The 14,442-nt window shown below is 45.7% G+C and carries 12 protein-coding genes; 4 read left to right on the top strand and 8 right to left on the bottom strand.

The features are described from left to right. Window positions 1-379: 379 nt before the first annotated feature. Window positions 380-1,498, top strand: coding sequence for a pyruvate flavodoxin/ferredoxin oxidoreductase (locus tag FCL46_RS19005; RefSeq protein ID WP_136805706.1), 1,119 nt, complete (start codon window positions 380-382; stop codon window positions 1,496-1,498). After that, the gene (locus FCL46_RS19000) at window positions 1,495-2,793 is read left to right on the top strand and encodes a thiamine pyrophosphate-dependent enzyme (RefSeq protein WP_136805705.1); all 1,299 of its coding nucleotides are present in this window, start codon (window positions 1,495-1,497) and stop codon (window positions 2,791-2,793) included. Before FCL46_RS19005 ends, FCL46_RS19000 begins: the two co-directional genes overlap by 4 nt. Before the next feature lie 39 nt (window positions 2,794-2,832). Here FCL46_RS19000 and FCL46_RS18995 read toward each other — a convergent pair whose 3' ends face one another. The 8 genes from FCL46_RS18995 to FCL46_RS18960 form a co-directional block, all read right to left on the bottom strand. Continuing rightward, complete coding sequence (locus FCL46_RS18995; protein WP_167505759.1) at window positions 2,833-3,201, bottom strand: DUF2511 domain-containing protein; 369 nt, start codon at window positions 3,199-3,201, stop codon at window positions 2,833-2,835. Window positions 3,202-3,431: 230 nt separating this feature from the next. Beyond that, window positions 3,432-4,631 (bottom strand): aldo/keto reductase, encoded by a 1,200-nt coding sequence (locus FCL46_RS18990; RefSeq protein WP_136805703.1) that lies wholly within the window; start codon window positions 4,629-4,631, stop codon window positions 3,432-3,434. Window positions 4,632-4,951: 320 nt separating this feature from the next. After that, complete coding sequence (locus FCL46_RS18985) at window positions 4,952-5,971, bottom strand: type I glyceraldehyde-3-phosphate dehydrogenase (protein ID WP_136805702.1); 1,020 nt, start codon at window positions 5,969-5,971, stop codon at window positions 4,952-4,954. Between the two features lie 316 nt (window positions 5,972-6,287). After that, on the bottom strand, window positions 6,288-6,788 hold the full coding sequence (gene tpx / locus FCL46_RS18980; RefSeq protein WP_136805701.1) for a thiol peroxidase: 501 nt from the start codon (window positions 6,786-6,788) through the stop codon (window positions 6,288-6,290). Window positions 6,789-6,997: 209 nt separating this feature from the next. Next, a complete protein-coding gene (locus tag FCL46_RS18975; protein WP_136805700.1) occupies window positions 6,998-7,339 on the bottom strand; it encodes a cupin domain-containing protein in 342 nt (113 codons plus the stop codon). A 65-nt stretch (window positions 7,340-7,404) separates the two neighbouring features. Continuing rightward, window positions 7,405-8,349, bottom strand: coding sequence for a YceI family protein (locus tag FCL46_RS18970; protein WP_136805699.1), 945 nt, complete (start codon window positions 8,347-8,349; stop codon window positions 7,405-7,407). A gap of 134 nt (window positions 8,350-8,483) precedes the next feature. Beyond that, a complete protein-coding gene (locus FCL46_RS18965; protein WP_136805698.1) occupies window positions 8,484-8,732 on the bottom strand; it encodes a protoglobin domain-containing protein in 249 nt (82 codons plus the stop codon). Between the two features lie 31 nt (window positions 8,733-8,763). Beyond that, window positions 8,764-9,852, bottom strand: coding sequence for a GGDEF domain-containing protein (locus FCL46_RS18960; protein WP_136805697.1), 1,089 nt, complete (start codon window positions 9,850-9,852; stop codon window positions 8,764-8,766). A 370-nt stretch (window positions 9,853-10,222) separates the two neighbouring features. Between FCL46_RS18960 and FCL46_RS18955 the strand changes: the two genes are divergently transcribed. Both FCL46_RS18955 and FCL46_RS18950 read left to right on the top strand, forming a co-directional pair. Further along, entirely contained in the window at window positions 10,223-11,317 is a 1,095-nt protein-coding gene (locus FCL46_RS18955) for a deoxyguanosinetriphosphate triphosphohydrolase (RefSeq protein WP_136805696.1), read from the top strand. A gap of 453 nt (window positions 11,318-11,770) precedes the next feature. Further along, the gene (locus tag FCL46_RS18950) at window positions 11,771-14,440 is read left to right on the top strand and encodes a valine--tRNA ligase (protein WP_136805695.1); all 2,670 of its coding nucleotides are present in this window, start codon (window positions 11,771-11,773) and stop codon (window positions 14,438-14,440) included. Window positions 14,441-14,442: the final 2 nt, after the last annotated feature.

The following is a 14,442-nucleotide window of genomic DNA, read 5'->3' as shown; positions in this document are numbered from 1 at the left end:
ATCGTACATTCAATGTACTGCTCTAGCAAAAGTAGGAAATACCACGTATGGCTGGAAATGCAATAAGTAAAAACGCTTTATTACGGTGGCTTAAGTGGTTTGTTGACCTCGATTGGAATAGAGAAATAAAAAAATCCTGAAAAATGGAAATGATAATATGGAATTGCATTTCATGGGGAATTCTCATGATTGTGGAAAAAATCTCAAGTTCTGTCCAGAATAAATTGAGAATATAACGACCCATGTTCAGATAATTCTGGAAGAAGGAATACTTCTGAACTCTTCTGAACTAACGCAGACTCTTGTCTGGTGACAGCATATGTGTCAATATGTTGTTAGGTGATGTTTGTGCATTCAAACAGGTCTTGGAGGCTCTTGTATGTCGATGTACTTCATGGACGGAAATGAAGCTGTTGCCAGGGCAGCTCTGGCTGCGGGATGTTCCTTTTTTGCCGGATACCCTATAACGCCGGCGACCTCTATCTATCAGCATATGCTGAATCTGTTACCACCCGCTGGTGGAGTTTGCCTGCAGGGCGAGGATGAAATCGCTTCAATCGGTTTTTGTCTCGGCGCTTCCATGACAGGGAAAAAGGTAATGACCGCCACTTCAGGGCCTGGAATAAGTCTCTTTAGTGAGCAGATCTCTTTTGCTGTCGGTGGGGAAATCCCTATCGTCATAGTAGATGTTCAACGTCTTGGACCATCGACCGGTTCTGCGACCAAAGGTGCAGATGGTGATATTCAGTTCCTGCGCTGGGGGAACAGTGGTGGATTACCGGTGATAGTTCTTGCTCCGGTAGATGCTGCTGATTGTTATTTGCTCACTTTACATGCTTTCAATCTGGCGGAGCGTTATCGCTGTCCTGTCTTTATTGCCTCTAATAAAGAAATTGCCATGACGAGAGAAAGTATTGATCTTGATTCTCTTCAAATCCCAGAAACTTTGCATCGGGAATATTGGCCTGATGGTGATGTGTATCAGCCATTTACGCCGTCACCAAAAACGCAAACCCCATATTTCTTACCGATTGGTGGTGATCAGCCGGTTCGTCAGACGTCTTCGACCCATGGTCCTGATGGATATATCACAATCGATACCGCAATCATTGGTGATTCTATTGAGCGAATGGCTGGAAAGCTCGAAGAATCGATAGATCAATACACCTATTATGACCTTGATGAGGTCGACGATGCTGAGTTGCTGTTGATTGTCTATGGTGTGACTGCAAGGGCAGCAAAGGAGTGCTTGAGTGAATTGCGAGCCGCTGGGCATGCCGTTTCTTTGCTGATTCTGAAAACGCTCTATCCTGTTGCTGAAAATCTTATCAGATCACATATTGTTAAGGTGCACGAAGTGATGGTGATTGAGATGAATCTTGGACAATATGTATTGGAGATCGAGCGTCTTGCCGGCAATATCCCGGTACTTCATTACGGCCGCATGGATGGTGAGCTGATCAGTCCTGAAAAAATTATGGAGGTTGTGAGTAAATGAACAGCCTGTTAAATGATAGCCGACCTCTGGTGTTCTGTCCCGGCTGTGCTCACGAGAAAGTGGTCCGTGCTCTCGATACGGCTCTGTGTGAAATGGGACTGGCTGCCAATCGTGTTGCTCTTGTAACCGATATCGGTTGCTCCGGACTTTTCGATACGTTTTTCAATACACATGCCATGCACGGCTTACATGGCAGGGCACTTACGTATGCCACTGGCTTAAAGATGGCTGATCCCGATCTTACGGTAATTACTGTGATGGGCGATGGCGGTATGGGGATCGGTGGGGCGCATGTCTTGAGTAGTTGCAGGCGAAACCTCGATATTACTCTTCTGGTGTTGAACAATTTCAATTATGGCATGACCGGTGGCCAGTTTTCTGCCACGACTCCTGAAGCAGCAATTACGGCTTCCGGATTTCTCAATCAGCTTGAACCTCCGCTTGATATTTGCGCAGTTGCGGCTGCTGCCGGAGCTCCATGGGTGGCAAGGGCTGATACCCAGGATAGAGAACTTACACGTCTGTTACGGGATGCTGTAAATTATGAGGGGTTTTCATTGCTTGAAATGCAAGGGTTTTGCACCGGTCGGTACACTAAAAGAAATGCAGCTCTGGTAAAAGCGGGCAATACTAAAAAAACGGATGATGCGTATAAACATTCAGGGCCGATTGGGCAGAATCAGCGGGACGAGTTCGGAGCTAATTATCGAAAACTCGCCTCACAACAGAAATCAGTAAATACCCCTGCTGTGATAGCGGCGGAATATCCGTTGCACGAGAAAAAACGGCTTGAAATTCTTTTGCTCGGAGCCGCAGGTCAGCGCATTAATACTGCCGGTGAACTGCTCTGTATCGCTGCAATGTCTGCAGGAATGCAGGTAACCCAGAAAAACGACTATCCAATAACCGTGCTGCGTGGCCATTCGGTCTGTGAAGTAATTATCTCACCTTCTCCGGTCGGTTATACTGGGATCAGGAACCCTGATATTATAGTAGCTCTTGATCAGGCTGGTGTTAATCGGCGAAAGTCAGCTTTTACCAAAATGAACGATTCCGGACTGGTGATATGCGCCAGTGACGTTGCTCTGCCTGAGACAGTTGCAAAGGTTATTACAGTCGACTTTGCCAAAGAATACCGCGTTTCTTCAGCCAACAGGGCACTGTTTTCTCTTGTCGCTCTGGCACAAGAAAGTGGAGCTGTCTCAGTGGAAATGCTTGAGACAGCGCTTGCTCACAGGTTTGCAGGCAAGACACTGTCCGAAGCGAAAGAGCTTATGAATCGCAACTATAAATAAAAGGTTGGAAGATAATCGATGTCGATATCAGACAGCCTCCTAGTATCGACAATGCTCCCGTGCTCTGGCGGTAATGTCTCCAGGCCATATTTTTGAACCTGGCTTTTCCGGGTCTTCTCTCCATACAGAATCTATTGACGGGTAGCCTTTTGCCTCGGCTTTATGTGTGAGTCCGTATTTCTTGCCGTCAATTTTAACCAGTGCTATCCCTCCATCGCAGGTAAGCCGTGCTACCGGATAAGTAAATGGCCATTTGGTGCCATACTCCTGCATTGTAACCTTGATCCCGTAGCGATCTACCCAACAAAGAACGATCGCCGCGAGTATAATGGTTCCAAAGACTGAACAAAAGTTAATCAGCTTCTTCTTATTGCTCTCGACAACATGCTGTTCCTGAATATTGATCACGACACGCCTCATTGAATGTCCCGACTCACCCATAGGAGGTTGTCAGATAATAGGAGTTTGGACCAAAATCGAGGCATTATCTAAAAACAAGCGCTGCCATATAACTGATATTGCGAGCATTGTTTTTTTGAAAATAACGAAGAGTTTGGAACAAAGGCCATTGTCGGACAGCCTCCTGGAGGAGGATAAATGTTTTCGCAAACGGTTTACCTCCCCATAACCTTTACCTCTTACATATTCAGCATCTTGCGGCCTTTGTCTACTCTCTCATAAAGTTTTTCGTCTTCCAGATCTGTTACCACCTCTTCAAGGACAGAGGGGATGTCTATCTGCTGTGGACACTTTTCTAGACATTCGCCGCATTGGATACAGCGAGAAGCATATCCTTCTTCGTCGCCGGAAAGGATACCACTGCAGCGAATAGCATACATAAATTTTGCTTCTTGAACATTCTTAAATAGATGGAGCTTGTTGAACACTTCAAAAGCAGCAGGAATGTTTACTCCTTCGGGGCATGGCTTGCAGTATTCACAGCCCGTACAGTTGACTTTCATCAGCTTTTTATACGTGGCTGCTACATTGCTGACGATGGATATATCTGTTTCAGTCAGAGAGTTGGCTGTAGCCTCACTGGCAATGCGTAAATTTTCTTCAATATGTGCTTCCTGATTCATGCCGGACAGCACTACGGTTACCTCGGGGTGGTTCCATATCCAGCGCAATGCCCACTCAACCGGCGTTCTTTTCTGCTCAGCCGAGTTCCACAGTGCACCGATTTCAGGAGGTGGTTCAGGTATTCCCAGATTGCCTCCGCGTAAGCCCTCCATGATGATGATACCAAGATCTTTGCTGGCAGCATATTCAAGGCCTTCACGACCTGCCTGGTGTTCTTCATCAAGATAGTTGTATTGGATCTGGCAGAACTCCCAGTCATAGTCATCAATAATTTTTTTGAAGTCGGCAACGTGACCATGGAAAGAAAAACCGGCATATTTTATATGGCCGCTGGCTTTGGCCTTATCTATAAAGTCAAGAACCTGTTTTGCTTTCAGGTTGTCCCACATAGGACCGTTCAGGTTGTGGATGAGGTAGAAATCAATAGATTCTGTTTTAAGCAGTTCAAGCTGTTTATTCAGGTAAACATCCATGTCGGCCCGGTCTTTCACCATCCAGGACGGGAGTTTGGTTGCGATGTTGACCTTGTCGCGATAGCCGCCCTTAAGCGCTTCACCAAGCAGCGGTTCGCTCTTGCCGCCATGATAGGGCCAGGCTGTATCAAGATAGTTCACCCCCTGATCAATGGCATAACGTATCTGGCTTATGGCACGTGGGGAATCAATGGTACCGTTTTGCTCGGTTGGCAGACGCATACAGCCAAACCCCAGAATGGAGAGTTCCTTGGAAACTTTCGGCATTTTTCGATATAGCATCGTGATCGCCTCCTGTAGTGTATGTGTTTAGCCTGTCGCTCTGCTGATTAAGGGGAAAACGACACGACCGTCTATGAGCAGGATGGTGTGGTCAGAGATATCTCTGTCCATAGAACGCGTATTGATCGCTTCTGAGAAAAATACAAAGGATTTATACCAATAGCCAGCAGATAACAGAGGGGACCTGATATTTGAGACCTGATATTTGCTGGTGGGATGTTTTCTGCAGAAATTTCAGGAACAGAAAACGGTTATGTGTTTTGTAGAGGCGTCGAGACAGCAGAACAGTGTGCTGAGTACCTGATTAAAGAATCTGGAAATCAGTCCTTGAGGGTCAGCCATTTATGGCCGACTTCGAGCATTCTGTTGGCAAAACCCCATTCATTATCAAACCAGCAGATCAGCTTGACCATTGTCTTGCCGCTTACCCTGGTCTGTGTGGCATCAATAATTCCTGAATGAGGATCGGTGTTAAAATCAACTGAAGCATGGGGCTCCCGGGTGTAGCCCAGCAGTCCGTGTAGATATCCTTTGGCTGCCTCTGCGAAAATGGTGTTGACTTCGTCCGCTGTCGTTTCCGTTCGGACGTTTACCGAGAGATCCATAAGAGAGACATTTATAGTCGGTACTCTCAGGTGCAGACACTCAAAGCGGTCAGTTAAATTAGGTAAGATGCGCTGAATGCCACGGCTTAAACCTGTATCGACAGGGATTATAGAATGCAGGGCGCTGCGGGTCAGTCTGAGATCGGTCTGGTGGTAGCTGTCAATTACCGGCTGGTCATTCATGGCTGAATGGATTGTGGTGATAACTCCATGCTCGATGCCGAGTTGCTTATCGAGTAGATCCAGCACAGGTACTATACAGTTGGTTGTGCAGGAGGCGTTTGATACAACACGGTGCTCCGACTTTAATTGATCGTCATTAACGCCGAACACCACGGTGGCATCCATGTCGGGATTGCCGGGATGCGAAATAAGGATACGTTTTGCACCACTTGAAAGATGAAGGCTGGCGGTATCACGATCGCCGAAAGATCCTGAACATTCAAAAACAAGATCGATGCCTAGTTCTTTCCACGGAAGGTTAATCGGGTTTTGTTCTCTGAGGATTTTGATGCTGTCACTACCGACATAAAGGGTGTGCTGATCGTTATGAACGGGTAGGGGGAAACGGCCATGAGTAGTGTCATAACGGGTCAGATACGTGAGTGTCTCGATATCCGCCAGTTCATTTATTGCCACCACATCAAAATGGCGTTTCAAAGGGCTTGTGTAGAGTGCACGCAGAACACATTGCCCGATTCTGCCATATCCGTTGATTGCCACTTTAAAACTCATAATGCCATTATACCCCGTTGCTCAGTGATGGTTTGATTGATCCCGAAGGTCCTTATGAGACCGTTGTGAGCTACGTATTAAATAAACCGCGGGGTAAAGACAATCATTTTTTCCTAAATAGGCAAAGATCGAAGCTGGATTGATAGGTATTGAATTATGCTGATGCGCTACCTGTTTTCATTGAAACAGGGCGTAACTCATCGATTTGGGAATAGATAGGGTACAGATTGTGGAAAGTCTGTGGAGAGCCTGTGGCTTCCCGAAACCATTGTTGAGTTTCGAGAAGCTCGAAGGGAGATGGAACTATTGACTACAATCAGTCAAGCTGGGCGAGTGCTGCATCGTAATCTGGTTCCTGAGCGATCTCGGGAACCTGTTCTGTGTATTTTACCTTACCTTCTTTATCGACAATAACGATTGCGCGGGAAAGCAGGCCGACGAGTGGACCGGTGGTTATTGTTACTCCGTAATCCTTGCCGAATTCAGCGGCACGAAAAACTGAGCAACTTACCACATTTTTAAGTCCGTCAGTTTCACAGAAACGGGTGTGGGCAAATGGCAGATCGGCAGAAACGCAAAGAACAACAGTGTCCGCTTTATTGCCTGCTGTCTCATTAAATTTACGAACAGAGGTGGCGCAAACCGGTGTATCGATGCTTGGGAAAATATTGAGTACGACATTTTTTCCCTTAAAGTCGCCGAGACTCACTTCTGACAGGTCGGTTTTGGTTATTTTAAAATCTGGTGCTTTGCTCCCTGTTGCCGGGAGTGCACCAACGGTTTGTATCTCGTTACCTTTGAGTGTAATTGTAGCCATTATAATCTCCTTTTTTGTCTGGTTTCAGATGCTAAAGGGTAGTATCTGTTATCGTAATTATGAGCTGGTGATAATAGTTATTACTGTCGATGGAAGTGTCAAGTATTAAAAGAGAAAGATTGAGCAGGAATTCAAATCATGACCTCTCTGCATGTTGTATGCTAAACGGTTTACTTTTTACAAGACAAAAACGCAGTTACACTCGTGAATCATTCGGGCTGAATCTGTGAATATCTGTTCTTTTCATCAAAAAAAGTGATGTCTGCATAGCCTGCATGAATTTTTCCTGAATGGAGGACGCCGGCCGGAATGTAGTAGCGATCCCCCTCTGTGAATGTGTGTTCTTTACCATGAATGACTAAATCAATCCGGCCGCGAAGCACAAAGCCGACTTGAGCCTCATGACAGTGCTCAGGCAGAAGGGTTTCTTCTGCAAATTCCATAAAAAGAATCTGGTGCGTTTCTCCCTGGGAAAGATGAGCGGTACAGCCGGGCAGAGGTATATCTGCCCGGGGAAGGTCGGTTATGGGTAGAGGAAATATCGATGACATTGTGACAGTATTACTCCCATCCTGTTTTTTCTAAGCACATCGGTCAAATAAAGTAACGTCGCGAATTATCCGTTTTGCTTTGCAACAACAAGCAGTTCAATGGAGATGTCATCAAATACAGCATGCATTCCCAAATGTTCAAAAAAACGACTTGAACCATACGAAATGCCCCACAGGGTTCTATCCATATCAAAATGAGCGGAGAGGTGCAGGTGGTTGTCCATACCTTTTACCACCGTAGCCTGAAAGGTGAGGTCATTCTGCAGGCCGCGCATATCAAGGGTGCTGGTTATCTCACAATTGGGTTGTGTGGGAAATGCCTGGTGAGTGAATCGACCTCCGCGGATATCAAGCCGGGCCGCAGGGAATGCATCAACAAAAAAGAAATCATCAGATTTAAGGTGAGAAATAAGAAGCTGTTGGAGTTCATTTCCTGCAAGGTTGATATTTTCAATAGAGTCCATATCAATAGTGAGGCTGCCCTGGATTGATGACTCCCGCAGAACTATATTCCCACCGGAAACGTTTACAGTACCGAAATGGCTGCTATTCGCATTCCTGCCGGTCCAACCGATTCTGCACTCTTCAGGGAGTATTGCATACTTACCATCTGTGAGCAGTCGCTCAGGATCTTCATTGCTTCCATGTTCTGTGTTGGTACCTTCAAGTGGGTAATTGCTTTGGCGCCAGCGTTCAATACCGCCGTCTAAAACAGAAACGTCAGAATAACCTGCCATCGAGAGTTTCTCAGCTGCGGTTCGTGAATCAAGAGAATTGTTACTGGCTCCGTAGACAATAATGGGCCTGCTGATTTCTACTGCCAGGGCTTTTACCTGATCGAGAAAAGTCATTTCGAATACACAGGCATTTTTTGATCCCGGAAGATGCACTTTTGAGAAGTGATCGTTGGGGAGGGTGTCTATGATGAGGAGAGCATGTTCTTTATTGTCAACGAGTAGAGTGTGTAAATCTTCAGGTGAGAGCTTTTTAAAAGAGTGAGCGTGTCTCATATCTTTCTCCCTGCAATAGTCAATAGTAATTGTAATTTCGCCATATTTTCGAGCAACAAACCGGTCAATGTACAATAGTGCATAATTCGAGAAAAAATAGTGGTGCAGGTTGTAATGATAGCTTAAAAGGCGATTTATGAGGTCACTCTGTTTCGACCGTTACGCTTGGAGATGTAGGTTGCTCTCAGCATTTTAACCTGTGGCTCCGTCATGGTGAGGGAGTTCATAAAGTACTGTTTCTGTTTGGCTATAAGGGTTTCAATATGCTGCTGGTCTTTAAAAAAAATAGCAAAATCTTTATTTGAGAGCATCTGCGAGTAGAAGGTATTGAAGATCGCATCAAGGTCTTTTTCGATCATCTTAAGAACGCGTATCATGCTCATGTTGTATCTTTAAGCCTCCCTCTCATTATGTTTATTTAGCAATACTGATGGCGAATCCTGCTTTCTGTTTGGCTAAATACATGGCGTTATCTGCTGCTTTTACCAGTGCACCGGAATCCAGCAGGTGGTTAGGGCTGGAGGTTGCGATTCCTATGCTGCATGCAATTTCGTAGCCGGATAATTTGATTTTCATAACCTCTACTATGCGATCAGCAACGGCTTTGGCATCCTGTGCATCCCCTTCAGGAATAATAATGCAAAACTCATCCCCACCATATCTTGCGATAGGCTCATCTCTACGAATTGACTCTTTTAATACAGCGGCTACTTCTTTAAGTAGTTCATCGCCCATGCGATGCCCGTGTGTGTCATTTAAAGCTTTAAAGCCATCAAGGTCGCAGTAAATCAGTGATGTGGTATGGCCTCTGCGCTGGCTTCTTGAAAGTTCTTTTCTCAAGTCTTCATAAAAGTGGCTTTGATTAATCAGCCCGGTAAGTCCGTCTACTCTGGCCTGTTGTTTTAATAACTCGGTTCTCTCATTGATTACGTGTTCAAGAGATTCTGTATACTTTTCGAGTTCTTCCCGGCTACGACGTACCTCATCCATTAAACTATGAATATATGTGTCGAAAATCAATGAGAGGTCGAATAAGAGTATTTTGTCGATGGAAGAGGTGAGAATGAAACACTCGTCTCTATTGTTTTTTTCATGAAGTGAAATGACCAGATTTTTGAGAATCTCTCCAAGATTTTGAACGGCTGAAACATAATATTTCGGTTCAACACCAATTCTTTTGTGTACTACACCTATTCGTAGTCGTGTGTGTACATATTCCTCATCATATACTCCCTGGAAGAGGGACAGGATGTACATGCGTTGGTGGTTGCGGAGTTTTTTAAGTGTTTCCGCATCTCCGATGAGTCTGTCAATTTCTGTGAACGGGAGAATGTGTTCATAGAACCTGTCTACAACTTCCTGAACACGTTCTGAGATGTCTCCATGAAATGTTTTGAGTGCCTGGCTATTCACACTGGTGAATCCGAAAAATTCCTTGCGACGCTGGATCTCTCTGCTGCTTATCCGTAGTTGTTTGAGTAACGACTGGTTTGCAGTTCCCATATGATTAATAGTGGATGAGTTTGGTTTGACGGGAGGATCGGTAAGTATGGTTCTGGCTCAGACCGTCGATATATAAAGAATACTCTATAATTTTTAAATTTTATATATTTTTGCGATTATTGTGAACGCTATGTGACTAACATTCCAGAGTAGTTCTGTTTTCCTGCTTGCACTTAACGTAAGTGAGGTGTAAACAAAAAGTTGAATATATTGAAATAGAAAGGTTTGAAGGCCCTTTCAGGACTGGTTTTCGATGCTTCCGGTGTTTTTTATAGTCAGGCAGGTGGCGCTAATTGGTCCGGTGTTCTGAAGTTGAGTATAAACAGTCGTTGAGATAATCCGGTGAGTGACCGGAAAGTGAATATATAAAATGGGATTTGTACCAGTATACGGCACATCGATTATTAAGCAGCTGGAAGACAGGGAAGAGGAATATCTTTCACCCTATGCCACCTTGAGTAAAAAATCTCAGGGACGGATGGCTAAGGAAACGGAAGACATGTTTGATATCCGCCTTCCGTTTCAGAAAGATCGCGACCGTATCACCCACTCCAAGACCTTTCGTAGATTAAAACACAAAACTCAAGTTTTTCTTGCCCCCATGGGGGATCACTATCGAACACGTCTTACTCATGTGCTTGAAGTTTCTCAGATCGCACGTACTGTGGCGGCAGGTCTCTGTTTAAATGAGCCGCTGACTGAAGCGATAGCACTTGGCCACGATCTAGGCCATACACCTTTCGGGCATGCTGGTGAAGCAACCTTAAACGAATTGCATCCCGGCGGGTTCAGGCACTACGTGCATAGCCTACGGGTGGTGGATAAACTGGAAAACAACGGCAAAGGCCTCAACCTCACCTTTGAAGTGCGTAACGGAATTGTCCGTCATTCAAAAGGTAATTCCGACATTCTGCCTAAAAACAGGAATGAGTTGGCAATAACTCTTGAAGGACAGGTGGTGCGCATTGCGGATATCATTGCCTACGTCAACCATGATCTCGATGATGCTCTACGGGCTGGAATACTTCGTGAGGGCGATCTGCCCAATGATATAAAAAGGGTAGTCGGTGCCCGCCATTCACAGCGGATAGGAACAATGGTCAGGGATCTTATTGTTGAGACTCTCCAGGCGGATGACGGTGGTCTTCATATCAGCGACAGAATGCTTGAAACCATTACTGATCTGCGTGGCTTTTTATATGAAAACGTGTATCGGTATTATCGGGTTCATAACGAGTTTGAAAAAGCCCAGAGGATTATCCGCCACCTATACAGTTATTTTATGGAAAACGGGCTTGTGCGTCAGCGGGGGCGTGAATGGGTTTCTGATGGACGACCTGCTGAATGGTCCAATGAAAAACAGGCGCATCGCGAGGTGTGCGATTTTATAGCAGGTATGACAGACCGTTATGCTATGGGGCTTTATGAACATCTGTACCTGCCAAAACCCTGGAACGTCCGCTGATGTCTGAGGCCAGATCGTTATAGAGTTTTTGTCAGACGCCTGCCCGTTGTATCCGGTATCTGCAGGTAAATCCATTTTTCATTGAAACATCAATAAAAACAGTTGAACTAAAGCTGTTTCATAGTTAGTTTCTGAAGGGTTCGGCCGGCTGTAACCACTTTGAATGGCTCCGCATGTTAGGCATTCTTGTGGCGTAGCTGAACCGCTACGCATACAGATTTATCAGAAAGTGGATTTTGTAGTGCATTCATTTGATAGACGTAACGAGAAGTAATAACGAGTTTCCAACCGAAAAGACAGCAGGTGGTTCAAAATTGAGGCGTGTGTCCGATTTGTAATGCAGACAAGTTGAAGACATAATGCTGAGACTGAGGCATCTGGTAGTTTTCGGATGGGAATTAACTACTTTGATATCAATATAAACGTGTAGAACATCACCTATAGACACCTATTATGGCACAGAAAGAAGAGAAGTTGTTAAGCAAGGGATATGAGTTTGCAGAAGTTGAAAATAAATGGCTTGAGAAATGGAACGAGCAGGACTGTTTCGCAGCCAAAATGGAAGATGGCAAGCCTGCATTTTCCGTTGTGATCCCTCCGCCAAATGTCACAGGTGTTCTGCATGTCGGTCATGCACTGAATAACACTCTGCAGGATATTCTTGTCCGTTACCACCGTATGTGCGGCGACAACACCGTCTGGGTCCCCGGCACTGATCATGCCGGTATTGCCACTCAGAACGTTGTCGAGCGTCAGATTGCGCTTGAAGGCAAAGGGCGCCACGATCTTGGCCGCGATGCCTTTATCGAAAAAGTATGGGAGTGGCGTAAAGAGAAGGGTGGCACCATTATTAACCAGCTTAAAAAACTGGGTGCTTCCTGCGATTGGGACCGTGAACGTTTTACGATGGATGAGGGGCTGTCTGAGTCCGTGCGTGAGGTGTTTGTCCGGTTGTATAAAGAAGACCTGATTTACAAGGGTGACTATATTGTCAACTGGTGCCCGCGTTGTCAGACTGCACTAGCTGATGATGAAGTTGAGCATGAGGATACCAAGGGTAAGCTTTACCACATCAGATACCCGTATGCTGACGGTTCCGGCTCTGTAGTGGTTGCAACCACCAGACCTGAGACTATGCTTGGTGATACCGCAGTTGCCGTACATCCTGATGATGAGCGATATGCTCACCTTGGCGAAATCGGAATTAAACTGCCTATTACCGGTCGCGTTGTGCCTGTAGTTTTCGACCATCATGTACAAAAAGATTTTGGAACCGGTGCGCTGAAAGTTACACCATCTCATGACCGTGATGACTACGAGATAGGTGTTCGTCATAACCTGCCTCGTCTGAAGGTCATGGATGAGAAAGGCTTTATGAACGAGGAAGCCGGTGAATATCAGGGGCTCGAACGTTTTGCCTGCCGAAAAAAGATTGTAGAAGATTTAAAAGAGCAGGGCTTTCTTGTTGAGATTGAAGAGTACGATCACGCTGTTGGTCATTGCTATCGCTGTAAGACCGTGAGCGAGCCGACCACCTCACTGCAGTGGTTTGTTTCGGTTCGTCCGCTGGCTGATAAGGCGGTTGCCGCGGTTAAAGACGGCAATATAAATATTTATCCAAAAACCTGGTACAACACCTTTTACAGCTGGATGGACAATATCCGCGACTGGTGTATCTCACGCCAGATCTGGTGGGGGCATCGTATCCCGGCCTGGACCTGTGAAGATTGTGGTGAGTTGATTGTTGAATCAACCGACCCGACAAGCTGCCCGAAATGCTCTTCTTCAAAGCTTATCCAGGAAACCGATGTTCTTGATACCTGGTTCTCCTCTGCGCTCTGGCCGTTTTCTACAATGGGTTGGCCTGAAAACACAAAAGAGCTGCAAACCTTCTACCCGACCTCTGTACTTATTACCAGTTTCGACATCCTCTTCTTCTGGGTTGCCCGCATGATGATGATGGGGATCCACTTTATGGATGAGATACCGTTTAAGGATGTGTATCTCCACGCGCTGGTTCGTGATAAGCATGGCAAGAAGATGTCCAAGTCTACCGGTAACGTTATTGATCCGCTGGAAGTTATGGCAGAGTACGGTACCGATGCGATGCGTTTCACGCTTACCGCTTTTGCAGCGCAGGGACGTGAGATCAAGCTCGATGAAGACCGTATTGAAGGATATCGTCATTTTATCAACAAGATCTGGAACGCGGCGCGTTTTGTCCTGATGCATGTAGGCGATTGTGATGAGTCTATAAAAGATGTTGTTGCCAATCCAAAAGAGCTGCCTTTTGTTCATCAGTGGATATTAAGCCGGACAGCGACCACTATTGAAGCAGTTCGCAAGGGTCTTGATGAGTACCTCTTTAACGAGGTTGCCTCTGCCAATTACCAGTTTATCTGGGGTGAATTCTGCGACTGGTACCTCGAGTGGATTAAAGCGGATCTGTTCAGTGATGACCTGCAAGCCAAAAGGCAGGCGCAGGGCGTATTGCTGACCGTGCTTGAGACCATCCTTAAGCTTATCCATCCGGTGACTCCGTTTGTAACAGAAGAGATCTGGAGCGTATTACCTGGCGAGCGCAGCCCGCTGATGACCAGCGAGTTCCCGCAACTTCAACCTGACTGGAAAGATGAGAAAGTTGAGGAGCAGATGACACTGATTATGGGTGTAATTACCGGTATCAGAAATATCCGTTCTGAGGCTGAGGTTCATCCATCAAATAAGATTGATGCATTTTTAAATTGTCCGAATGCAGCACAGCGTGAGTTCATTACCGGTTTTAGCTCTGCTATCTCGGATATGACGAGACTGAGCTCGTTTACTGTTCAGGAGAGCGGCGATAAGCCTGATGATGCCGGTACCTATATTTACAACGATCTTGAGATTTACGTACCGCTTGCCGGCTTGGTTGATGTAGAGGCAGAGTTTGAAAAACTTGCACGCGAGCGTAAAAAGGTCGAAGGCAAACTCAAGCAGGTAAACGGCAAGCTTGGTAATGAAAAATTCCTCTCAAATGCACCGGATGCTGTAGTTGCCAAGGTGCAGGATGAGAAAGATCAGCTGGATGCAAAACTTGCCAAGATAGATGAAGCGGAAGAACGCTTGAAAAAAATCGCTTAGTG

The organism is Desulfosediminicola flagellatus (assembly GCF_005116655.2).
In the GTDB taxonomy this organism is placed as follows: domain Bacteria; phylum Desulfobacterota; class Desulfobulbia; order Desulfobulbales; family Desulfocapsaceae; genus Desulfopila; species Desulfopila flagellata.
Note: the sequence above shows the minus strand (reverse complement) of the source record. Positions and strands in the feature narration are given on the sequence as shown.

What these genes read in the sequence shown, in the direction of transcription:
- FCL46_RS18975 (WP_136805700.1), bottom strand. Translation starts at nt 7,339, where the DNA reads ATGTCATCGATATTTCCTCTACCCATAACCGACCTTCCCCGGGCAGAT.
- FCL46_RS18950 (WP_136805695.1), top strand. Translation starts at nt 11,771, where the DNA reads ATGGCACAGAAAGAAGAGAAGTTGTTAAGCAAGGGATATGAGTTTGCA.
- FCL46_RS18970 (WP_136805699.1), bottom strand. Translation starts at nt 8,349, where the DNA reads ATGAGACACGCTCACTCTTTTAAAAAGCTCTCACCTGAAGATTTACAC.
- FCL46_RS18965 (WP_136805698.1), bottom strand. Translation starts at nt 8,732, where the DNA reads ATGAGCATGATACGCGTTCTTAAGATGATCGAAAAAGACCTTGATGCG.
- FCL46_RS19005 (WP_136805706.1), top strand. Translation starts at nt 380, where the DNA reads ATGTCGATGTACTTCATGGACGGAAATGAAGCTGTTGCCAGGGCAGCT.
- FCL46_RS18960 (WP_136805697.1), bottom strand. Translation starts at nt 9,852, where the DNA reads ATGGGAACTGCAAACCAGTCGTTACTCAAACAACTACGGATAAGCAGC.
- FCL46_RS19000 (WP_136805705.1), top strand. Translation starts at nt 1,495, where the DNA reads ATGAACAGCCTGTTAAATGATAGCCGACCTCTGGTGTTCTGTCCCGGC.
- FCL46_RS18985 (WP_136805702.1), bottom strand. Translation starts at nt 5,971, where the DNA reads ATGAGTTTTAAAGTGGCAATCAACGGATATGGCAGAATCGGGCAATGT.
- FCL46_RS18955 (WP_136805696.1), top strand. Translation starts at nt 10,223, where the DNA reads ATGGGATTTGTACCAGTATACGGCACATCGATTATTAAGCAGCTGGAA.
- tpx (WP_136805701.1), bottom strand. Translation starts at nt 6,788, where the DNA reads ATGGCTACAATTACACTCAAAGGTAACGAGATACAAACCGTTGGTGCA.
- FCL46_RS18990 (WP_136805703.1), bottom strand. Translation starts at nt 4,631, where the DNA reads ATGCTATATCGAAAAATGCCGAAAGTTTCCAAGGAACTCTCCATTCTG.